Annotated in this window: 17 protein-coding genes, 5 pseudogenes and 1 other annotated feature; of the genes and pseudogenes, 12 read left to right on the top strand and 10 right to left on the bottom strand. The window is 57.6% G+C overall.

The window, feature by feature from the left end; translation table 11 throughout:
- Window positions 1–75 precede the first annotated feature (75 nt).
- Window positions 76–378, top strand: a pseudogene (gene ihfB / locus DDT56_RS07175) (integration host factor subunit beta); the annotation flags it as partial.
- Between the two features lie 242 nt (window positions 379–620).
- Window positions 621–2,261, top strand: a complete 1,641-nt coding sequence (locus DDT56_RS07170) for a methyl-accepting chemotaxis protein (RefSeq protein ID WP_136165784.1) — start codon at window positions 621–623, stop codon at window positions 2,259–2,261.
- Between the two features lie 128 nt (window positions 2,262–2,389).
- Here DDT56_RS07170 and hisIE read toward each other — a convergent pair whose 3' ends face one another.
- Genes hisIE through hisG form a run of 8 tightly spaced genes read right to left on the bottom strand, consistent with a single transcriptional unit; the run spans window position 2,390 to window position 9,470 of the window.
- Window positions 2,390–3,004: a bifunctional phosphoribosyl-AMP cyclohydrolase/phosphoribosyl-ATP diphosphatase HisIE gene (hisIE, locus tag DDT56_RS07165; RefSeq protein ID WP_136165783.1), complete on the bottom strand. Its 615-nt coding sequence runs from the start codon at window positions 3,002–3,004 to the stop codon at window positions 2,390–2,392.
- Window positions 2,998–3,774 (bottom strand): imidazole glycerol phosphate synthase subunit HisF, encoded by a 777-nt coding sequence (gene hisF / locus DDT56_RS07160; RefSeq protein WP_136165782.1) that lies wholly within the window; start codon window positions 3,772–3,774, stop codon window positions 2,998–3,000. Before hisF ends, hisIE begins: the two co-directional genes overlap by 7 nt.
- The gene (hisA, locus tag DDT56_RS07155) at window positions 3,756–4,493 is read right to left on the bottom strand and encodes a 1-(5-phosphoribosyl)-5-[(5-phosphoribosylamino)methylideneamino]imidazole-4-carboxamide isomerase (RefSeq protein WP_136165781.1); all 738 of its coding nucleotides are present in this window, start codon (window positions 4,491–4,493) and stop codon (window positions 3,756–3,758) included. The genes hisF and hisA overlap by 19 nt, the downstream gene beginning before the upstream one ends.
- 6 nt (window positions 4,494–4,499) lie before the next feature.
- Window positions 4,500–5,090, bottom strand: a complete 591-nt coding sequence (gene hisH, locus DDT56_RS07150; protein WP_136165780.1) for an imidazole glycerol phosphate synthase subunit HisH — start codon at window positions 5,088–5,090, stop codon at window positions 4,500–4,502.
- Window positions 5,090–6,157: a bifunctional histidinol-phosphatase/imidazoleglycerol-phosphate dehydratase HisB gene (gene hisB / locus DDT56_RS07145; RefSeq protein WP_136165779.1), complete on the bottom strand. Its 1,068-nt coding sequence runs from the start codon at window positions 6,155–6,157 to the stop codon at window positions 5,090–5,092. Before hisB ends, hisH begins: the two co-directional genes overlap by 1 nt.
- Window positions 6,158–6,172: 15 nt before the next feature.
- A complete protein-coding gene (hisC, locus tag DDT56_RS07140; RefSeq protein WP_136165778.1) occupies window positions 6,173–7,243 on the bottom strand; it encodes a histidinol-phosphate transaminase in 1,071 nt (356 codons plus the stop codon).
- Window positions 7,240–8,565 (bottom strand): histidinol dehydrogenase, encoded by a 1,326-nt coding sequence (hisD, locus tag DDT56_RS07135; RefSeq protein ID WP_136165777.1) that lies wholly within the window; start codon window positions 8,563–8,565, stop codon window positions 7,240–7,242. Before hisD ends, hisC begins: the two co-directional genes overlap by 4 nt.
- Before the next feature lie 5 nt (window positions 8,566–8,570).
- Window positions 8,571–9,470: an ATP phosphoribosyltransferase gene (hisG, locus tag DDT56_RS07130; protein WP_009113207.1), complete on the bottom strand. Its 900-nt coding sequence runs from the start codon at window positions 9,468–9,470 to the stop codon at window positions 8,571–8,573.
- A 48-nt stretch (window positions 9,471–9,518) separates the two neighbouring features.
- Window positions 9,519–9,640, bottom strand: a sequence feature (His leader region).
- A gap of 193 nt (window positions 9,641–9,833) precedes the next feature.
- Here hisG and DDT56_RS07120 point away from each other — a divergent pair.
- Complete coding sequence (locus DDT56_RS07120; RefSeq protein ID WP_136165776.1) at window positions 9,834–10,661, top strand: SDR family oxidoreductase; 828 nt, start codon at window positions 9,834–9,836, stop codon at window positions 10,659–10,661.
- Between the two features lie 76 nt (window positions 10,662–10,737).
- On the opposite strand, the gene DDT56_RS07115 is transcribed toward DDT56_RS07120, so the two are convergent.
- Together DDT56_RS07115 and DDT56_RS07110 are read right to left on the bottom strand one after the other, a co-directional pair.
- Complete coding sequence (locus DDT56_RS07115) at window positions 10,738–12,645, bottom strand: methyl-accepting chemotaxis protein (protein ID WP_136165775.1); 1,908 nt, start codon at window positions 12,643–12,645, stop codon at window positions 10,738–10,740.
- Window positions 12,646–13,004: 359 nt separating this feature from the next.
- Window positions 13,005–13,361, bottom strand: a pseudogene (locus DDT56_RS07110) (RNA-guided endonuclease InsQ/TnpB family protein); the annotation flags it as partial.
- Between the two features lie 16 nt (window positions 13,362–13,377).
- Here DDT56_RS07110 and DDT56_RS07105 point away from each other — a divergent pair.
- From DDT56_RS07105 to citG, 9 genes and pseudogenes are all read left to right on the top strand, one after another.
- Window positions 13,378–13,479: pseudogene (locus tag DDT56_RS07105) on the top strand (transposase); the annotation flags it as partial.
- Between the two features lie 563 nt (window positions 13,480–14,042).
- Window positions 14,043–14,977: pseudogene (locus DDT56_RS25185) on the top strand (2-hydroxycarboxylate transporter family protein).
- A gap of 31 nt (window positions 14,978–15,008) precedes the next feature.
- Window positions 15,009–15,176 (top strand): annotated as a pseudogene (locus DDT56_RS24595) (fumarylacetoacetate hydrolase family protein); the annotation flags it as partial.
- A 73-nt stretch (window positions 15,177–15,249) separates the two neighbouring features.
- Complete coding sequence (citC, locus tag DDT56_RS07095; protein ID WP_136165774.1) at window positions 15,250–16,293, top strand: [citrate (pro-3S)-lyase] ligase; 1,044 nt, start codon at window positions 15,250–15,252, stop codon at window positions 16,291–16,293.
- A 22-nt stretch (window positions 16,294–16,315) separates the two neighbouring features.
- Window positions 16,316–16,609 carry a citrate lyase acyl carrier protein gene (citD, locus tag DDT56_RS07090; protein WP_136165773.1) on the top strand — a complete coding sequence of 98 codons (294 nt, stop codon included), beginning with the start codon at window positions 16,316–16,318 and terminating at the stop codon, window positions 16,607–16,609.
- Entirely contained in the window at window positions 16,606–17,481 is an 876-nt protein-coding gene (citE, locus tag DDT56_RS07085) for a citrate (pro-3S)-lyase subunit beta (protein ID WP_136165772.1), read from the top strand. The genes citD and citE overlap by 4 nt, the downstream gene beginning before the upstream one ends.
- A gap of 53 nt (window positions 17,482–17,534) precedes the next feature.
- Window positions 17,535–19,064 carry a citrate lyase subunit alpha gene (citF, locus tag DDT56_RS07080; protein ID WP_136165771.1) on the top strand — a complete coding sequence of 510 codons (1,530 nt, stop codon included), beginning with the start codon at window positions 17,535–17,537 and terminating at the stop codon, window positions 19,062–19,064.
- Window positions 19,057–19,620 carry a citrate lyase holo-[acyl-carrier protein] synthase gene (gene citX, locus DDT56_RS07075; RefSeq protein WP_417903688.1) on the top strand — a complete coding sequence of 188 codons (564 nt, stop codon included), beginning with the start codon at window positions 19,057–19,059 and terminating at the stop codon, window positions 19,618–19,620. The genes citF and citX overlap by 8 nt, the downstream gene beginning before the upstream one ends.
- A complete protein-coding gene (gene citG, locus DDT56_RS07070; protein WP_136165770.1) occupies window positions 19,598–20,497 on the top strand; it encodes a triphosphoribosyl-dephospho-CoA synthase CitG in 900 nt (299 codons plus the stop codon). The genes citX and citG overlap by 23 nt, the downstream gene beginning before the upstream one ends.
- Window positions 20,498–20,622 lie beyond the last annotated feature (125 nt).

Genomic DNA, 20,622 nt, shown 5'->3' with positions numbered 1-20,622 from the left:
TAAAAACGGCGGAGCGGGCGACCTTGGTCGCCCGCTCTTGAAACGGTAGTAAGTTATGGTGATTACTTCGCTAATCACCCACTTGGAGGAACCATGACCAAGTCTGAACTTATTGAAAGACTTGCTGGACAGCAATCTCATATCCCGGCCAAAACGGTCGAGGATGCAGTGAAAGAGATGCTCGAGCAGATGGCCACTACGTTGGCCGAAGGCGATCGTATTGAGATCCGTGGGTTCGGCAGTTTTTCACTTCACTACCGTGCACCGCGCGTTGGCCGTAATCCGAAAACGGGTGAAAAAGTCGAGTTGGAAGGCAAGTACGTCCCTCACTTCAAACCGGGTAAGGAACTGCGCGATCGTGCAAATATTTACGGGTAAATTACTACCCTGATGGCACGTGGCGTCTGACGCTGTTACTTGCAATAGATTGTTAAATAAGAATTTTAAAACGGCACCTGCAAAGGCGCCGTTTTTTTTTGTCGGTCTTTAACCCCTACTATCTTGTTTTCTTCGGCGAAATTGCGATGTTTCAATCAAAAACGAGATGACGTCATAAATCCCCAAAAAATAACACCGATAACCATCATACGAATAAACGCGCTTTGCTCGATGAGGTTATTATGTTGAAAGCATTATCAATTCGTACCGGAATACTGATTTTATTAGCTTTTATGACCCTGTTGCTATTACTGGTCAGCGGGATGGGAATTATCGCCATTAATAAAAGCTACCAATCGATGAATGTGATTAACCGAATTCAGGGAGTTGAATTAGGGAACCTGGCCAGTAGCAATACCAATATGCAACGGGTACGCGTCGCCGCTTCATTTGCCATACGGGCGTTGGAAACCGGCCAATGGGACGACGCCTCAGCCGCCGCTGGACGTTCCGCCCAGTATGCGAACGCCGCCAAAGAGGATTTGCAGCGCTTCTTCGCCGCGACGAGAGGAACCGGGAAAGGAGAGCAATTGGCGGACGTTATTGCGCAAGCCTACCAAAACTATTATGAGCATGGCATCACGCCGATGCTGGATGCTCTGAAAAACAGGGATATCGACCGTTATTATCTCTACCAGGTCACCCAGCTCAGACAGCTGGGAACGATATTTGACAAGGCCAACAAAGATTATTTTGATTACGCGCAGCAGGCGGGGGTGGAACAGTTAGGCTATGCCGCGCTGGAACGTTCACGGATGTTGACGCTGATAGGCGCATGCTGTCTGCTGGTCGTTACGCTGGTTATTTTCTCCTGGGTCATATTGCGTCACATATTGCTTAAACCGCTCAATACGGCGATTCAGCATCTGGAGTTCGTGGCGGCAGGCGATTTGACGCAAACTCTCCCGCCTAGCGGACCCAACGAGCTGGGCCGTTTGAATGCGGCGCTCCATACCATGCAGCAATCGCTGGCGGCTTCCGTTATCCGCGTGCGGGAGGCCAGCGAACAGATTGATGTGGGCAGCCGGGAGTTGGCGCAGGGCAATGAGGATTTATCGCGCCGTACGGAAGAGTCGGCCGCGTCGTTACAGCAAACGGCGGCCAGTATGGAGCAGTTGACGTCTACGGTCAGAAACAATGCGGAAAACGCGCGCCAGGGACATGACTTGACGGAAGATGTCGCCAATACGGCGCAGCAGGGGAGTCGCGTAGTACAAGAGGTCACGGAGAAAATGCAGGAGATCGCCACCAGCGCCGCCAGCATCAGCAATATTCTCAGCGTGATTGACGGTATTGCCTTCCAGACCAATATACTGGCGCTGAACGCGGCGGTGGAAGCGGCGCGAGCGGGGGAGCAGGGGCGCGGTTTCGCCGTGGTGGCGAACGAAGTCAGAACGCTGGCGCAGCGCAGTGCGCAGGCATCTAAAGAGATTCATGCGTTGATTGCCGATTCCAACCTGCGCGTGGCGGAGGGGTCTCAGTTAACCACCAAGGCGAGAGAAAGGATGTCGGCCATTTCCGAGCAAATCATCAACGTCAACGTGTTGATGAAAGAGATCTCGCAGGCGTCGCAGGAACAAAGTCATGGCATTGATCAGATCAATATTGCGGTCAATCAGATGGAGGACGTCGCGCAACACAATGCGTCGCTGGTTGAACAGGCGTCGATGGCGACGCGTTCGCTTGCCGAACAGTCCAGGGAGCTTATCGTGGCGATGGACGCCTTCAGGGTGAAACGCGAGCGGCAGCTTACCTCGCCCGGGTTGGCCATTGACAAGTTAGCCATTGGTGATAGCAAATCAAAAGCCGTCGTTCCTGCGTAGGCAGGAATCTCCGGCCGCTTGCAAAAGCAGATCCCCGCATACTGTCGCGGGGATGACCGGTGGCGGTATTCGGGGAGTGGTTTCGTCTGCAACCTCAAATGGCACCGCAAACGGCGCCATTTCTGCGCCTATTTATTATGGCGCTCTTTTAAGCGATTGATGACGGTCGCCAGCTCCAAATCCTGATCCTGCAACAGCACCAGCAGGTGGTACATCAGGTCGGCGGCTTCGTTGGTCAACTCTTCCCGGTCGTGCACGGTGGCGGCCAGCGCGGTTTCCAGACCCTCTTCCCCCACTTTCTGCGCGATGCGCTTGGTGCCGCTGGCATATAACCGGGCGGTATAGGAGCTGGCGGGATCGGCGTTCTTGCGCGCGCTCAGCAACTGCTCCAACTGGTAGAGAAATTGCCAGTCGCTGGCGGCGGGGGAAAAGCAACTGCTGCTGCCCAGGTGACAGGTCGGCCCAATCGGATTGGCCAGAACCAGCAGCGTGTCGTTATCGCAGTCCGGCGTAATGGATACCACATGGAGAAAGTTGCCGGAGGATTCGCCCTTGGTCCATAAACGCCGTTTGGTGCGGGAAAAAAACGTCACCTTACCGCTCTCTTCGGTGGCCTGCAGCGCGTCCTGATTCATATAGCCCAACATCAGGACTTCGCCGGAAACCGCATGTTGTACCACCACAGGCAGCATACCGTCGGTTTTTTCCCAATCCAGTCGGTTTTTTTGTTCGTCGCTTAACACACTCGAATCTCCACGCCTTGTTGCTTAAGATAGTGTTTCAGTTCACCAATATTGATGATCTGCTTATGAAATACCGACGCCGCCAGCGCGCCGTCAACCGCGGCGTCCTGGAAAGCGGCCAGAAAATGCGCCATGGTGCCGGCGCCGCCGGAGGCGATCAGCGGCACATGGCAGACTTCCCGCACCAGTTTCAGCTGCTGTAAATCGTAACCGTTGCGCACGCCGTCCTGATTCATCATATTCAAGACGATTTCGCCGGCGCCGCGTTTTTGTACTTCTTCCACCCAGTCCAGCGTTTCCCAGGTGGTGACCTTGGTGCGCGTTTCATCGCCGGTGTATTGATTGACGTGATAACGGCCGGTTGCCGCATCATGCCAGGTATCGATCCCGACGACGATGCACTGCACGCCGTAACGGTCGGCCAGACGGGTAATCAACTGCGGATCGGCCAGAGCCGGGGAATTGATGGAAATTTTATCCGCGCCGAAAGAGAGGATCTGCCCGGCTTCCTCCACGCTTTTGATGCCGCCGGCCACGCAGAAAGGAATGTCGATCACCTCGGCCACGCGGGATACCCAGCTCTTGTCGACCACGCGGCCGTCCGATGACGCGGTGATATCGTAAAATACCAGTTCATCGGCGCCTTCCTGGGCGTAACGCTGCGCCAGGGGAACGATATCGCCGATAATTTCATGGTTGCGGAACTGTACGCCTTTGACCACCTGCCCGTCACGCACGTCCAGACAGGGAATTATCCGTTTTGCCAGCATGAAATGGCCTCCGCTACGTTGAATTTACCTTCCAGCAGCGCCCGCCCGACGATCACGCCTTGTACGCCGCTGCCGCGCAAATTGGCGATATCGGCCAGATTGCCGATGCCGCCGGAAGCCTGAAAGGCGACCTGCGGGTAGCGCCGGCTGATTTCGCGGTAAAGCTCCACGTTGGAGCCGCTCAGAGTGCCGTCGCGCGAAATATCGGTGCACAGCACGTGTTTCAGGCCGAAGGGCAGATAGCGTTCGACGATTTGCTCCAGCGTCGATTCCGAGTTCTCCTGCCAGCCGCTGATCGCCACCTGTTTGACGCCGGCGGCGTCAATGCGCACATCCAGCGCCAGCACCAGCGCTTCCGCGCCGTAGCGGGTGAACCATTGCTGCACCAGCTCCGGCTGTTTTACCGCGGTGGAGCCGATAACCACGCGGCGCGCGCCGGCGTTGAGCAGCGCCTCCACGTCCTGCTCGCTGCGGATGCCGCCGCCGACCTGAACCGGCACGCTCACGCCGGACAGCAGCGTTTTCAGCAGCGGGATTTGACGGGCGGACGGATCTTTGGCGCCGGTCAGATCGACCAGATGCAGTACCTGCGCCCCCTGCAGCTGGTAGTCCTGCAGCCGGGGCAGGGGATCGCTGCCGTACTGACGCTGCTGACCATAATCGCCCTGATGCAAACGGACCACCTGTCCGTCTATCAGATCCAATGCGGGAATAATCATGACGATCTACATCTCCAGAAAGTTTTTCAGCAACTGCGCCCCGGCGGCGCCGGAACGTTCAGGGTGAAACTGCACGCCGAAGAAATTGTCTTTCTCCAGCGCGGCGGTGAAAGGATCGCCGTAGTTTGCCTGCGCGATGGTGTGCGGACACACCGGCATGGCGTAGCTGTGGACAAAGTAGAAGTAGGCGTTTTCCGCGATATCGCGGAACAGGCGGTGCCCGGCCTGGGGTATCACCTGGTTCCAGCCCATATGAGGCAGCGGCAAACCCTGGTCCTTCATCAGCTTCACCGGCGCATCGACAATGCCCAGCGTGGAGATGCCGCCGTTTTCATCGCTGGCGGTGCCGAGCAGCTGCATCCCGAGGCAGATACCCAGCACCGGCTGGGTACAGGCTTTAATCAGGTCGATCAGCTCGCGTTCGGCCAGTTGGTTCATGGCCGCCTGCGCGGTGCCGACGCCGGGTAAAAACAGCTTGTCGGCATGCAGAACCACCTCGGCCTCCCGGCTGACCACGGGCTGGTAGCCTAGGCGCCGTACGGCGTAATCGACCGAAGAGAGGTTGGCGCAGCCGGTATCCAGAATAACGACCTTCATTACAACACCCCTTTTGAACTCGGCAGCGTATCGCCCTCAACCCTGATCGCCTGACGCAGCGCCCGGCCGAAGGCCTTGAACAGGCTTTCGACGCGATGGTGGTCGTTGCGCCCTTTGGTTTTCAGGTGCAGCGTGCAGCCCATGGCATAGGAGAGCGAGCGGAAGAAGTGTTCGACCATTTCGGTGCTCAGATCGCCCACGCGCTGATAGCTGAATTCGGCCTTGTATTCCAGATGCGGCCGCCCGGAAATATCCAGCGCGCAGCGCGCCAGACATTCATCCATCGGCAGCACGAAGCCGAAACGGCCGATGCCGCGTTTATCGCCCAGCGCCTTGCTGAGCGCTTCGCCCAGCGCCAGCCCGGTATCTTCCACCGTGTGGTGATCGTCGATATACAGGTCGCCTTTCACCTCTATTTTCAGGCGGAAACCGCCGTGGGTGGCGATCTGATCCAGCATGTGGTCGAAAAAGCCGACGCCGGTATTGATTTTGCTGCCGCCTTCCTGATCCAGCCAGACGTTAACGTCAATGGCCGTTTCGCGCGTAACGCGGTTGACCTGGGCGTGGCGGTTGCGTTTGGTGAGCTGGTCGGCGATGGCGCGCCAGTTCAGGCCGTCGCGCTGATAGCGCAGGCCGCCGATGCCCATGTTTTCCGCCAGCTGTAAATCGGTTTCCCGATCGCCAATCACATAGCTGTGGGCGACGTCTATGGCGCCGTCGTTCAGATACGCCGTCACCAGCGCCGTTTTCGGCTTGCGGCAGGCGCACTGGTCGGCCGGAAGATGCGGACAGATCAGCACTTCCGCAAAGCGAATGCCCTGGGAGGTGAAAATCTGCATCATCAGATTATGCGGCGGATCGAAGGTTTCCTGCGGGAAGCTGGCGGTGCCGAGGCCGTCCTGGTTGGTGATCATCACCAGTTTGAAGCCCGCCTTTTGCAACGCCAGCAGGGAGGGGATCACGTCCGGCTCCAGCGCCAGCTTATCCAACCGGTCAACCTGAAAATCTTCGGGCGGTTCAGCAATCAATGTTCCGTCACGGTCGATAAAGAGATATTTCTGGCTCACATTGGCTCCTTGAGATTAAGCATTGATGCCGGGTAATGACCGTAATGCGTCGATAACGCGTTCGCATTCATCACGGTTGCCGATGGTGATGCGTAAGCAGCCGGACAACCCGGGCTGCTTATTCTGATCGCGCAGGATAATGCCCTGATCCCACAGCGTCTTGAATACCTGGCTGGAAGCGGTAAAACGCACCAGCAGATAGTTGCTTTCGCTGGGGAATACGCTTTCCACGCAGGCCAGCGGCGCCAGGCGTTCGGCCAGCCAGCGGCGGTTTTCCACCACCTCGGCCACGTTGCGGCGCATTTTCGCCACTCCCTGCGCGCTTAGCGCCTGCGCGGCGATATCGGCCACCGGCAGGGAGAGCGGATAAGGGGCGATCACTTTCAGCAATAGCGCAATCACGTCCGCGTTGGCCAGGGTAAAGCCGCAGCGCAGGCCGGCCAGCGCATAGGCCTTTGACAGGGTGCGCAGGATGACCAGGTGCGGATAGTCCGCCAGCCAGCCGACGGTCGACGCCTGCGGGCAGAATTCGATATAGGCTTCGTCCACCACCACCAGCGCCTTGCCCTGGGTCAGCGCCAGCAGACGGCGCAGGTCGTCCTGTTTCACCAGATTGCCGGTGGGATTATTGGGGCTGCACACATACACCAGCTTTACGCCGTCCAGCTGGCTCTCGATCGAGGCCATATCCAGCTGCCAGTCGTCGGTGCTTTGCGCGGTGCGGCGCTCCACGCCGAAGGTTTCGGCGCTGACCGCGTACATGCCGTAGGTGGGCGGACAGAACAGAATGGCGTCCTTTCCCGGCTCGCAGAACGCGCGGATAAGCAGTTCGATCCCTTCGTCCGCCCCGCGGCTGACCAGCACCTGGTCGGTGGTTAACCCCGCGTAGTCGGCATAGCGCTCGATCACCAGTTTCGGCTGGCACTCCGGGTAGCGGTTCAGCGTCTGGAGGGTCAGCTGGTATTCAGGCGCCAGAGGGAACTCGTTGGCATTGAGCCACACGTCGCCATTGCCGCCCAGGCGGCGCGCCGACTGATAGGGCGTCAGGGCGCGCACGTTGTCGCGCGCCAGTTGTTCAATGCTCATGCTTGCTCCTTCAGGGCGGCGACACGCAGGGTGACGGCATTTTTGTGGGCGGTAAGCCGTTCGGCCTGAGCCAGGGTTTCGATGGTCGGCGCCAGCTGCAACAGGCCCTGCGGCGTCAGCTGCTGTACCGTCATCCGCTTCTGGAAGTCGGCCAGTCCCAGGCTGGAGTAGGTCGCCGTATAGCCGTAGGTGGGCAGCACGTGGTTGGTGCCGGAGGCGTAATCGCCGGCGGATTCCGGCGACCAGTCGCCGAGAAACACCGAACCGGCGCTGGTGATGTCGTCGACCCATTTTTCCGCGTCGCGCGTCTGGATAATCAGGTGTTCCGGGCCGTACTGGTTGCTGATTTCAACGCACTGCGCCAGATCGCGCGCCACGATAACCCGGCTGGAAGAGAGCGCCTGCCGGGCGATCTCCGCCCGTGAAAGCTGGGCGAGCTGTTGCTCCACCGCCTCGGCGACGGCTTTGGCCAGCGCGGCGTCGGGCGTCAGCAGGATAACCTGCGAGTCGGGACCGTGCTCCGCCTGCGACAGCAGGTCGGCGGCGACGAACGACGGAGTGGCGCCGCCGTCGGCGATCACCAGCACTTCGGACGGTCCGGCGGGCATATCGATCGCGGCGCCGGTCAACTGCTGGCTGACCTGACGTTTCGCCTCGGTGACGTAGGCGTTGCCGGGGCCGAAAATTTTATCGACCTTGGGGATGCTTTCGCTGCCGAACGCCATGGCGGCGATCGCCTGAGCGCCCCCCAACTGGAACACCTCGCTGATGCCGCACAGCTGCGCGGCATAGAGAATTTCATCGGCGATGGGCGGCGGCGAGCACAGCACCACGCGCCGGCAGCCGGCGATGCGCGCGGGGGTGCCCAGCATCAGCACGGTTGACGGCAGCGGCGCCGACCCGCCGGGGATATATAATCCGACGGTGGCGATCGGCCGTGTCAACTGCTGGCAGCGCACGCCGGGCTGGGTTTCAACATCGACCACGGGTAATTTCTGCGCATTGTGAAAGGTTTCAATATTGCGCACCGCAATCGCCATCGCCTGCTTGACCTCGTCGCCAAGGCGCTCGGCCGCGGCGGCAATCTGCGCTTCGCTAATGCGGAGGGTATCCACCTGAACGTTATCGAACCGGGCGCTGTATTCGCGCAGGGCGCTGTCGCCGCGGCTTTTTACGTTGTGCAGAATCTCTTCCACGATGCCGGTGATGCGGTCAGACGCCGAGATCGCCGGACGGGTCAGCAGTTGGCGCCGCTCCTCGGCGGAGCAGCCTTGCCAGTCGATGATGGTATTGAAGTTGCTAATCGCGTTGCTGTCGGCCATCGATATCACTCCATCATTTTTTCAATCGGCAACACCAGAATGGAACTGGCGCCGAGCGACTTCAGGTTTTCCATGGTTTCCCAGAACAGGGTTTCGCTGCTGACCATATGCATGGCCACCCGGCTCTGATCGCCCGCCAGCGGCAGAATGGTCGGACGTTCCGCGCCCGGCAGCAGGGCGATAACCTCATCCAGACGTTCGCTGGGCGCGTGCAGCATAATATATTTTGACTCACGCGCCTGAATCACGCCCTGCATGCGGGTAAGTAATTTATCGATCAACAGCTGCTTGTCGGCGGGCATTTCTCCGTCGCGCTGAATCAGACAGGCTTTGGAGCGGTAAATGACCTCCACTTCGCGCAGGCCGTTGGCTTCCAGCGTCGCGCCGGTGGAGACCAGATCGCAAATCGCGTCGGCCAGCCCGGCGCGGGGCGCCACTTCCACGGAGCCGTTCAGCAGGCAGGATTTGAAATTGATATTTTGTTTATCCAGATATTGCTTGAGCAGGTGAGGGTAGGAGGTGGCGATACGTTTCTCTTGCAGGCACTGCGGGCCGGTATACTCTTCATCCAGCGGCATCGCCAGCGAGAGGCGACAGCCGCCGAAGTCCAGACGGCGCAGGGTGAAATAGCGCGGGTCTTCCCCTTGCGCCCGGCGATTGAGGAGTTCTTCTTCCAATACGTTTTCACCGATGATGCCCAGATCGACGACCCCGTCCATCACCAGCCCCGGAATATCGTCATCACGCACGCGCAGAATGTCGATGGGCATATTTTCCGCAAAGGCGATAAGACGCTGTTGCTGCAAATTGATTTTAATACCGCAACGTGCCAGCAGTTCGCGCGAATCGTCGCTCAGGCGGCCTGACTTCTGCATTGCTATCCGTAAACGTGTTTTGTCCAGCATGGAAACCTCATTACCTGTCAAATTAACTACTACTTTTAAAAAGCGGGATAAAAAAAACCCTCGGAAGTCGATCTTCCGAGGGCTCTCTTTACGTTCTGCGCCACTGGAAGATCTGAACGTCTTCCAGCACCAATCGCCTGAAAGACTAGTCAGGGTGATGGTGATGATGGTGGTTAAACAGAACGCTTGTCATAAAATATCTCTTGGTTGTGTCAATATATTTACCGTCAGGCGGATAACCTAAACCATGTGCGGGTATTTGTGCAACACTTTTTTAGCGGATGGGGGATGATGGGCTATGCGCGACGTCCCAGACCATCGGCGGCGGGGTAATTTTGCAGCGGAACAGCGGGGGAGTTTAAAATGAAAAAAGTGGCCATTATCGGGCTGGGTTGGTTAGGTATGCCGCTGGCATGGGCGCTGAACGGTCATGGCTATCAGGTCGTCGGCAGCAAAACCACCATCGACGGCGTTGAAGCCGCCCGGCTGAGCGGTATTGAATGTTATCAGCTCAGGCTTACCCCCGAACTGGAATGCGACGCCGATGAGCTGGAGGCCTTGTTGCAGGTTGACGCGCTGGTGATTACGCTGCCGGCGAGCCGCACCGCGCAGGGCGGGGAGAGCTATGCCCGTGCGGTGCAGACGTTGGTCAACACGGCGCGGGTGTTTAAGGTGCCGCGGATTATTTTCACCAGCTCTACCTCCGTCTATGGCAATAGCGCCGGCACCGTACGGGAAAACTCGCCGCTGCGGCCGGTATCCGTCGCCGGAAAGGTGCTGGCGTCGCTTGAACAGTGGTTGCAGCATTTACCGGATACCTCGGTGGATATCCTGCGCCTGGCCGGGCTGGTGGGCATCGATCGCCATCCCGGACGTTTTCTGGCCGGGAAAACGGGGCTGAGCGGCGGTTCTCACGGCGTGAACCTGGTGCATCAGGAAGATGTGCTGGAGGCTATCCAGCTATTGCTGAAGCGTCCTCACGGCGGGCATCTATATAACCTATGCGCGCCGGGGCATCCCGCCAAACGGCGCTATTATGCCGATCGGGCGCGCCAGCTGGGCCTGACCCCGCCGCAGTTCGTTGCCGGGGAAGACGATGATGCCGGACGCATCGTCGACGGTCAGCGCATCTGTCGCGAGCTGGGATTCGACTATCTCTACCCGGACCCGATGCTGATGCCGCTGAATTAGCGCCGTTCTGATCTTCTACCGGCGTATAAGGCTAACCGTGCGGGTTAAACGCCCGCACGGTCGGCGCGCCGGCGTATTACGCCTGACCGTGAGGCAGCGCCTTGGGTTGCGCAGGGACGCCGTTCACCGCCAGTTGCGGATCCCGGATTTCATTCTCCGATAAACGAAAGTAGGCGACCATTTTTTCCAACAGGGAGGATTGCTCCTCCAGCGAGTTGGCCGAGATGGAAGACTCCATAACCAGCGCCGCATTCTGTTGCGTGGTGGTATCGAGCTCGCTAATCGCCCGGGCTATCTGTTCAATGCCGCGGCTTTGCTCATCTGAAGCGGAGGAGATCTCGCCCATGATATCGTTCACCCTGGATACCGAGGAGACGATTTGCTGCATGGCCGCACCGGCGTTGGCCGCCAGTTTGCTGCCAACGTCAATGCGCGCCACGGACTCGGATATCAGGCCGGCAATCTCTTTCGCCGCCTGAGAGCTGCGCTGTGACAAATTGCGCACTTCGCTGGCGACCACCGCAAACCCGCGCCCCTGCTCGCCGGCCCGCGCCGCTTCCACGGCGGCGTTCAGGGCCAGAATATTGGTCTGGAAAGCGATGCTGTTAATCACGGCGGTGATATCCGCGATTTTATTCGAACTGGCGGAGATATCATTCATGGTGCTGACCACATTCTGCACCACCTCCCCGCCTTTATGGGCGTTTTGCGAGGCTTCCGCCGTTATCTGGCTGGCATGTCTGGCGTTGTCGGCGTTGTTTTTGACCGTGGAGGTCAACTCTTCCATACTGGCGGCGGTTTCGACCACCGCGGCTGACTGCTGCTCCGTACGGGATGACAAATCATTATTGCCGATGGCGATCTTGGCGGCTGAGTCGGCGACGCTATCCACGCTGTCGCGCACATCGCCGATCATGGCGCGCAGTTTTTCATTCATTCGCGCCATGGCCGACGTCAGTTGCCCTAATTCATCGCGCCGGTCAACCACGATGGAAGCGGTGAGATCGCCGCCGGCGATGCGCTCGGCCAGCGCCAGGTTGTGGATAACGGGCCTGGTGATTTGCCGGGTAATAGCGATGGAGGTAATCACGCCGATAATAACGGCTATCAGGCCGATAATGATGGTGATATGGGCGGAATCATTGGTCAGATCGTCATTTTTCGCTTTAACGATATTGATGATGGATTTGATCGCGGCGCTGCTTTTATCGCCCGCGACTTTAACCGCGTCCTCCGCTTTTTTCAGATCGTTGAGCGCCGCGAAATAATCCTCGTTAAGCTTGCGGTAATTGACGGCATAGCTCCACAATCCGTCGGCGGTCGACCTGTCCGCGGGAGAGAGAGTCGGCGCCAGGCGCTGATAAAACTGTGCCGCGCTATTAAAGCTTTGCGCCAAATCTTTTAACGCCGCCTCGTTTTCTTTAAGCTGCAGCTCGTAGGCGCGATTTTTTATCTCGGCGATTAAAAAAATCAGGTTATCGAGACCGCCGTCGATATTACCGTCGCCTGACCGTAACGCCGGGCTATTGTCCGGCCGGTGAATGATATTTTGCAGATTATGGCTATTTAGGCTTTCCCGAGAGGCGACGACCTTTTTCATGGCTTCGCCCATCTGGCTAATCGACTGTTGAAACTCATCCAGATGCCGGCCTATATTGTCGACATAGGCGATTTCTTCATCGCTCCAGGAGAGATGCTGAGCCTGAACGGTTAATTCCGACGCATGCTTGATATAGTTGGACATGACCTGGCGGGACTCTTCATCCGCGGAGTAGAAATATTTCAACCTGTTGATTTTAGCTTGAAAAACCTCAATATTGATATTGTATATCAGATTGGTTTTTTCATATATCAGGCGAATTGATTCAAATCGGTTAACGCTAAGGGATGATGCGATGACGACCAGCAACAAAATAACGCCGAATCCAATATAAAGCTTATGCGATATTTTAATGTTGCGGAGCCTATTTATCAGGTAATGCATGATTTTCTCCATTAGAAAAACACATTCATGATGAATGATGCCAATGTTTTATTAAATTTCGACCAAGGTGGGTTATCGGTATATGTGACGGGGGTTTTAGATTTAAAAATATAAATAATGCAATTTTGTGATGCGCTTATTACCGCATTGGGCATGCGTACGGTCAGCGTAGGGCAAATAAACAATAAAATTCTTTATAAACCCTAACGCCGTTTTTTATGCCGATGATTTTATTTCAGCAGGGAGATAAGTTTCCAAATAATAAAAAGTCATTAAGCGCTTATGCGCCCTTCGCCGGATGGCGTCACCCGCCTATAGGGTCCGTGATAAACGACGATCGCGCTGCCCGGACCCGACGCTTATGCCGCCAAGTGAACCGCGTTGCTATTCGGCGGCCTTTTTGCGGTACAGCCGTCGCGGATGTCCATTCCTCCACAGGCCAACACGGCGTGTCCCGCCGCTAAGATATTCCGGGCGCCGTTGATGTCGGCGTTTGCGCTGTAGCCACACTCTTGACACTCGAACCGGGCTTGCGACTGGCGGTTTTCTTTCGCCACATGCCCGCAGCACGCGCACTTCTGGCTGGTGTACGCTGGCGGGAGCGCCAGCACCCGACCACCGCGCCAGAACTGCTTGTATTCCAGTTGGCGGCGCATTTCATACCAACCCTGATCCAGTATCGAACGGTTCAGTCCTGACTTTGCCCGGACGTTGCGCATGATTAACAGCCTCAAGGGTGTTTTGTGGAGTCCGAGTTATTTTGCCAGCAGTTGCGGGCGCGCTCCGATTTCGATTATCAGGCAATATATCGAACAGCAGGAAACACCACGTTAGGCTGTTCCTACGCCTTATATCCCCGGCCGAAGGCGAGGCTTTACGGCGCAACCGGGTAATAAACGCCGGTTAATATCAGCAACAGAGAGAAAAAAATAATCAAATAGAGAAATAATTTGATATGAAAAGCAATTCTCAATGCCATGATACAAAACAACCTGTCTGGTTAGCGGAAAACGGTCGGCTAATTTAGCATGAATAAAAATAGTTAGGCACAAGGAGCAAGAAACTTGTGAGCAGCCACACGTTTATAATTTAATCATTATATATTTGAATAATTACATTTTATAAAAATTAAGCTTAAATGTTTTTTTGGAAAACATCTCAATTACTTTTTATCAACATAATTATTTTCAGGAAATAAAAACCATAAAGAACATAAAAGTCATAAAATATATACTTGCCAATGAATATTATAAATTTATGTTTTTTATATACTTTGTTTATTTAAACCATAAAAGCCATAAGTGCCTTTAAAACTTATTTTTTAATTTGAAGTCAATCACATAATAATAGTCGTTGTTCCCTATGATGTGCGGACAAAATAAAACGGGGATTGGATTATGAGTACGGCTGACGATTCATATGTTGTGGCGGGTAATGAAGCAACCGCGAAGACCATATTAAAGGAAAAATGGTGGCACATTCTTGATACCTATAAAGTGGGTATTATTCCCGTGTCGCTCTTTTTACTGGCGGGCGTATTAATCGGCATTGACTGCCTGAATGGAAAATTGCCGAGCGATATTGTAGTGATGGTCGCCACGCTGGCTTTCTTCGGTTTTGCCTGCGGCGAGTTCGGCAAACGCCTGCCGATTATCGGCAAAATGGGGGCGGCGGCAATTTGCGCCACCTTTATCCCGTCGGTGATGGTTTATTACGGACTGCTGCCGGATGTGGTGGTTGAATCAACGACCAAATTCTATAAAAGCACCAATATTCTCTACCTCTATATCTGCTGCATTATCGTCGGCAGCACTATGAGCATGAATCGGCAAACGCTGATTCAGGGCTTTGTGCGTATTTCTTTCCAATGCTGTGCGGCGAAGTGGTGGGCATGCTTGTCGGTATGGCGGTCGGCATCGCGCTCGGCATGGATCCGTTCCAAATCTTCTTTTTCCTGATCCTGCCCATCATGGCCGGCGGCGTGGGCGAGGGGGCAATACCGCTGTCGATAGGCTATGCTACTATTCTACATATGGAACAAGGAGTTGCATTGGGACGAATTCTTCCTATCGTCATGCTGGGCAGCCTGACCGCGATTATTCTCGCCGGCATGCTGAACCAGCTTGGCAAACGTTATCCGCACCTGACCGGCGAAGGCGAACTGATGCCGAACAAGGGTAACGACCTGAACAACCCCGACGGCGGTACGCCGGTATCCGGCTTCAGCAGCAAGGCCGATGTGACCACCATCGCCTCCGGCAGCGCTGCTGGCCGTCCTGCTTTATATGATCGGCATGCCGGTGATCAAACCGTTCTATTCCAGCGAGTTTGACTACGAAGGGGAACTGGCGGTGGTGATCGGCATCACCGGTTCGCCGGGCGGCGTGGGCAAAAAGCGCAACCCGCCGCTGTTTATGCCGGCGGGCGACCGTATCGAGGTCGAGATTGAGAACGTCGGCCATCTGCGCAACCTGGTGGTTGACGCCAATCAGCAACAGCAGCCGACGCCGGCCGCGGCCGCCGCGCATTAAGCGATACGCCTCCGGGTCGCCCGGAGGTTTACCAATCAATGTTGAACAGAAGTTAAATGCAGGATTAATCGTTATGCATGCCAATGATTCCATCTTTTTCGACACCCTGGATATGCGCATGCAGCCTCAGGCAATCCCCGAGATCCGCCGGTTTCTGGCGCTGTGCCGGCTCGGTATGGATGATGATATCGACACCTTTGTCACCTGCCGCCTGGGCGGCGAGCTGGTGGCCTGCGCGGGCATGGCGGCAAACACCATCAAGTGCGTCGCGGTGGCTCCGCAGCACCGCGATCGGAACCTGGGCGTTCGGGTGATCAATGAGGTGGTGCAGCAGGCGGCGCAGCGCGGCCATTTTCATCTATTCCTCTATACCAAACCGCAAAACATCGCCATTTTCCGCGCCTGCGGCTTTTATCCGCTGGCGCAGTATCAGGATAGCGCCGTGCTGATGGAAAATACCCCCATCGGCATCACTCAGTACTGCCGCTCGCTGGCGGCGTATCGCCGGCCGGGAACGCCTATCGGGGCCGTCGTGATGAACGCCAATCCGTTCACGCTGGGACATCGCTATCTGGCGGAACGCGCGGCGCAGTCGTGCGACTGGCTGCACCTTTTCGTGGTGCGCGAAGACGCGTCGCTGTTTCCCTTTGACGAACGTCTGGAAATGGTGCGCCGGGGCGTGGCCCATATCAACAATCTGACGGTGCACGCCGGATCGGAATATATGATCTCCAAAGCCACCTTCCCCGGTTATTTTCTGAAAGAGGAAAAATTGATTACCCGCGCGCATGCCGCGCTGGATTTAATTATTTTCAGAAAATATATCGCTCCGGCGTTAGGCGTTACCCGGCGCTTCGTCGGCACGGAGCCGTTTTGTGCGCTCACGCGGCAATATAACCAGGATATGGGTTTCTGGCAGGAAAACGCGTCGGCCGTGGATGCGCCCGCGCTGGCGGTGATTGAAATCGAGCGTAAGCGGGAAAGCTCCGGCGTGGCGATCTCCGCCTCTGAAGTGAGAAAGTTATTAAAACTTCGGCAATACCGCCGTATTCAGGAATTAGTGCCGGCCTCGACGCTGGAACATTTACAGCGCTATTACCAGGCCGAATACGCTTAATTAAATTAATCAGGACAACCCTATGAAGATTATTAAGGAGTCTCTGGCCGGAACCCTGGAATCCAGCGATCTGCTGGTCAAGGTCGCGCCGGCGCAGGGAGAGCTCACCGTGGTGATCAACAGCGAAGTGATAAAGCAGTTCGGCCACCGGATAAGACAGGTGGTGAATGAGACGCTGCAAGCGCTGGAGGTCACCGCAGGCACCATCGTTGTTGAGGATAAGGGCGCGCTGGACTGTGTGATTCGCGCCAGGGTGCAGAGCGCGATCCTGCGCGCGGCGGACGTTCAGCAGGTGGAATGGGAGAAACTGCAATGAAAAAATTGCGCCGCAGCATGTTATTCCTGCCGGGAGCGAATGCCGCCATGTTGTCCAATTCGTTTATTTATAAACCCGACTCCATCATGTTCGACCTGGAAGATGCGGTTTCCCTGCGCGAAAAAGATACCGCCCGCCTGCTGGTTTTCCATGCGCTGCAGCACCCGATGTACCGCGATATTGAAACCGTGGTGCGCATCAATCAGCTGAGCACTCCGTTCGGCCTGCTGGATCTGGAGGCCGCGGTGCGCGGCGGCGCCGACGTTATCCGCCTGCCGAAAACCGACTCCACCGACGACGTGGATGAACTGGAAGGTCATCTGGCGCGCATCGAGAAAGCCTGCGGGCGGGAAGTGGGCTCCACCCGCATTATGGCGGCCATCGAGTCGGCGCTGGGCGTGATTAACGCCGTCTCCATCGCCCGCTCGTCGCCGCGCATGATCGGCATTGCGCTGGCGGCCTTCGACTATGTGATGGATATGCAGACCGAGCGCGGCGACGGCACCGAACTGTTCTACGCCCGTTGCGCGGTGCTGCACGCCGCGCGCGCGGCCGGCATCGACGCCTTCGACGTGGTCTATTCCAACGTCAACGACGACGCCGGCTTTCTGCGGGAAGTCGAACTGATCCGCAAACTGGGTTTTAACGGCAAATCGCTGATTAATCCCCGCCAGATTGAGCTGTTGCATAACGCCTATGCGCCGACGCAGAACGAAGTGGATTACTCCCACCGGGTGCTGCAGGCCGCGGAAGAGGGGGAGCGCGCGGGACTGGGGGTGATTTCCCTGAATGGGAAAATGATCGATGCGCCGATTATCGACCACGCGCGCATGGTTCTGGAACGCGCTCAGGCTTCCGGCGTGCGTAAATAAGCGTCGTCCGACGACCCGGCAATGATAGATCTCAGGAATCACAGGATTAGACCATGAGCAACTTTATTGAAGCGCTGCAACGGCAGTACCCGCAAACGCGCAATCTGTCCCCCTTTATCAATGCGAATCACCAGACTCCCTGGCTCAACGACGTCAAACGCAAGCATGAACGTAAACTGTGCGCCGATCTGGCCGAGGCCATCGCTAAAAGCGGCCTGAAAGACGGCATGACCATCTCTTTCCACCACCATTTCCGCGAAGGCGACAAGGTGATTAATAGGGTGGTGGACACGCTGGCGCAGCTGGGATTCAAAAACCTGACGCTGGCCTCCAGCTCGCTGATGAGCTGCAACGCGCCGCTGATTGAACATATTCGCGCCGGGGTGATCGCCCGCATCTACACCTCCGGCATGCGCGGCGAACTGGCGGACGCCATTTCCCACGGCCTGATGAAAGAACCGGTGAACATCCATTCGCACGGCGGCCGGGTGCACCTGCTGCAAAGCGGCGAACTGAAGGTGGACGTGGCGTTTCTCGGCGTGCCGAGCAGCGATGAATTCGGCAACGCCAACGGCACGGCGGGGAGATCGCGCTGCGGCTCGCTCGGCTATGCCATGGTGGACGCGCAATACGCGCGCAAAGTGGTGGTGCTGACGGAAAGTCTGGCGCCGTTCCCCAATATGCCCGCCAGCATCGTGCAGGATCGGGTGGACTACGTGGTGCAGGTGGCGGAAGTGGGCGACCCGGCCAGGATCAGCGTCGGGGCGGCTCGCGTCACCAGCAACCCGCGTGAGCTGCTGATCGCCCGCCGCGCCGCGGACGTTATCGAATATTCCGGCTATTTCAAAAACGGCTTCTCCATTCAGACCGGCTCCGGCGCGGCGTCCACCGCCTGCACCCGCTTTCTGGAAGATAAAATGCGCCGGCAGAATATCGTGGCGAGCTTTGCCCTGGGCGGCATTACCGGCAGCATCGTCGATTTGCATGAAAAAGGGCTGATTGAAAAACTGCTCGACACCCAATGCTTCGACGCCAACGCGGCGGAATCGCTGGCCAGGAACCCGAACCATGTGGAAATCTCCACCACTGTCTACGCCAATCCGAGCGTGAAAGCGGCCTGCTGCGACCAACTGGATGTGGTGATCCTCAGCGCGCTGGAAATCGACACCGATTTTAACGTTAACGTGATCACCGGTTCGGACGGGGTGATGCGCGGCGCGTCGGGCGGCCACTGCGACGTCGCCACGGCGGCGAACCTGACGATTGTCGTCGCGCCGCTGATCCGCAGCCGTATTCCGACGGTGGTTCGTCAGGTCACCACCTGCGTCACGCCGGGCGAAAGCATCGACGTGCTGGTGACCGATCACGGCATCGCCGTGAATCCGCGGCGCCCGGAAGTCGCGCAACGCCTGCAACAGGCGGGGTTGCCGGTGCTGTCGATTGAAGCGCTATATCAACGGGCCATCGAACTGGTCGGCGAACCCAGGGCGATTGAGTTTCACGAGCGTATTGTCGGGGTGATCCGCTATCGGGACGGCAGCGTGATTGACGTGGTGCGCCAGGTGAAAGAAAGCGATGAGTAAAACGGACCAACCAATCATGCCGCGGGACATGGACGACCCCGTCCCCGTGACCCTGGAAGCGTTGCTCGCGGCGAAAGAGCGCCGCGCAGCTCGTCAGCGCGAGTGGCTGACGGAGCATCACGCCACGCTGGTTTCGCTGACGCTGGTTACGCCGGGGCCGGTAAAGGATAGCGCGCCGTACCGTCTTGCCATGGGCGAAGCGATCGAGGCGCTGAATACGCTCTGCCGGCAGCGCGGCTGGCCGGTGCTGGCGCAGCGGACCCTGTGGCTGACGACCGGCGCCGAAGGCTTATGGGCGATCGGCAAAGACGCGCTGACGGTCAAAGCCGCCGCCATCGCGCTGGAAGAGCGCCACCCGTTGGGCCGGCTGTGGGATATTGATGTGATCTGCCCGCGGGAAGGGGCGATCGGCCGCGCAATGCTGGCGCATGAGGCTCGCCGCTGCCTGCTGTGCCAACAGGCGGCTCACGCCTGCGGGCGCGCGCGGAACCACCCGTTGCCGGAGCTGGTGCGGCACGTTGAGGGAATGCTTAATGCCTATTTCAATCCGGCCTGAGTTATTGACGCCGCGCGCGCCGTCCCCTCGGCGGGATGGCGGAACGTCCGCGGCGTTGCCCGATATTGACCTGTGGGTGACGCGGGCGCTGACGGCGGAGGTGATGCTGACGCCTAAACCGGGGCTGGTGGACCGGGCGAACAACGGCGCGCACCGCGATATGGACGTCGCCCTGTTTCACCACAGCATCCGCGCCATATCCCCCTGGTTTCGCCGTTTTACCGCCGCCGGCTGGCGCTATGCCTATCTGCCTTTGCCGCAGCTGCTTCCCCAGATCCGGCCCATCGGGCTGGCCTGCGAACAGGCGATGTTCGCGGCGACAAAGGGCGTCAACGCCCACAAAGGCGGGATTTTCGCCTTTGGCCTGCTGTGCGCCGCGGCCGGGTGGCTGGCGGCTCAGGGACGGCGCGTGACCCGCCAGAGCCTGTGCCGCAGCGTAGCGGAAATATGTCGCGATATGGTGCGCCGGGAGCTGGCGCGCGGCGGCGGCGCGGCAACCGCCGGAGAACATCTGTACCGCCGCTACGGCCTGACCGGCGCAAGGGGGGAGGCGGCCAGCGGATTCAATACCGTGCGCCGGTTTTCATTACCGGCGTTAACGCGGGCCGTCGCCGCGGGGGCAGACGAGGAAACGGCGCTGCTGCGCACGCTGCTGGTGCTGATGGCGCACAACCCGGATACCAACCTGGTTTCCCGGGGCGGTATGCCGGGGCTGGATTTTGTACGGCGCTACGCCGGAAAACTGCTCGCCGCGCCGCTGGATCGGCAGGCGCTGATCGCCATGGATAAGGCGCTGATCGCCAGAAACCTCAGCCCCGGCGGCAGCGCGGACCTGCTGGCGCTGACCTGGCTGTTATTTCACTATCCTGAAGCCTGAGCGGAGCGGGCGGCGTTATACCTGATTCCCTAAAGTTATAGATGATATGTGTCGATACCGTTTGAAGCGATTTGCATCATGTGGTTCAGTAGATATAGACATTAATAAGACTATGGCTATTAGAA

It is taken from the genome of Brenneria corticis, from assembly GCF_003115855.1.
Classification (GTDB): Bacteria; Pseudomonadota; Gammaproteobacteria; order Enterobacterales; family Enterobacteriaceae; genus Brenneria; species Brenneria corticis.
Note: the sequence above shows the minus strand (reverse complement) of the source record. Positions and strands in the feature narration are given on the sequence as shown.

What these genes read in the sequence shown, in the direction of transcription:
- DDT56_RS07170 (WP_136165784.1), top strand. Translation starts at nt 621, where the DNA reads ATGTTGAAAGCATTATCAATTCGTACCGGAATACTGATTTTATTAGCT.
- hisF (WP_136165782.1), bottom strand. Translation starts at nt 3,774, where the DNA reads ATGCTGGCAAAACGGATAATTCCCTGTCTGGACGTGCGTGACGGGCAG.
- hisA (WP_136165781.1), bottom strand. Translation starts at nt 4,493, where the DNA reads ATGATTATTCCCGCATTGGATCTGATAGACGGACAGGTGGTCCGTTTG.
- hisH (WP_136165780.1), bottom strand. Translation starts at nt 5,090, where the DNA reads ATGAAGGTCGTTATTCTGGATACCGGCTGCGCCAACCTCTCTTCGGTC.
- hisC (WP_136165778.1), bottom strand. Translation starts at nt 7,243, where the DNA reads ATGAGCATTGAACAACTGGCGCGCGACAACGTGCGCGCCCTGACGCCC.
- hisD (WP_136165777.1), bottom strand. Translation starts at nt 8,565, where the DNA reads ATGGCCGACAGCAACGCGATTAGCAACTTCAATACCATCATCGACTGG.
- hisG (WP_009113207.1), bottom strand. Translation starts at nt 9,470, where the DNA reads ATGCTGGACAAAACACGTTTACGGATAGCAATGCAGAAGTCAGGCCGC.
- DDT56_RS07120 (WP_136165776.1), top strand. Translation starts at nt 9,834, where the DNA reads ATGAAAAAAGTGGCCATTATCGGGCTGGGTTGGTTAGGTATGCCGCTG.
- DDT56_RS07115 (WP_136165775.1), bottom strand. Translation starts at nt 12,645, where the DNA reads ATGCATTACCTGATAAATAGGCTCCGCAACATTAAAATATCGCATAAG.
- citC (WP_136165774.1), top strand. Translation starts at nt 15,250, where the DNA reads ATGCATGCCAATGATTCCATCTTTTTCGACACCCTGGATATGCGCATG.
- citD (WP_136165773.1), top strand. Translation starts at nt 16,316, where the DNA reads ATGAAGATTATTAAGGAGTCTCTGGCCGGAACCCTGGAATCCAGCGAT.
- citE (WP_136165772.1), top strand. Translation starts at nt 16,606, where the DNA reads ATGAAAAAATTGCGCCGCAGCATGTTATTCCTGCCGGGAGCGAATGCC.
- citF (WP_136165771.1), top strand. Translation starts at nt 17,535, where the DNA reads ATGAGCAACTTTATTGAAGCGCTGCAACGGCAGTACCCGCAAACGCGC.
- citX (WP_417903688.1), top strand. Translation starts at nt 19,057, where the DNA reads ATGAGTAAAACGGACCAACCAATCATGCCGCGGGACATGGACGACCCC.
- citG (WP_136165770.1), top strand. Translation starts at nt 19,598, where the DNA reads ATGCCTATTTCAATCCGGCCTGAGTTATTGACGCCGCGCGCGCCGTCC.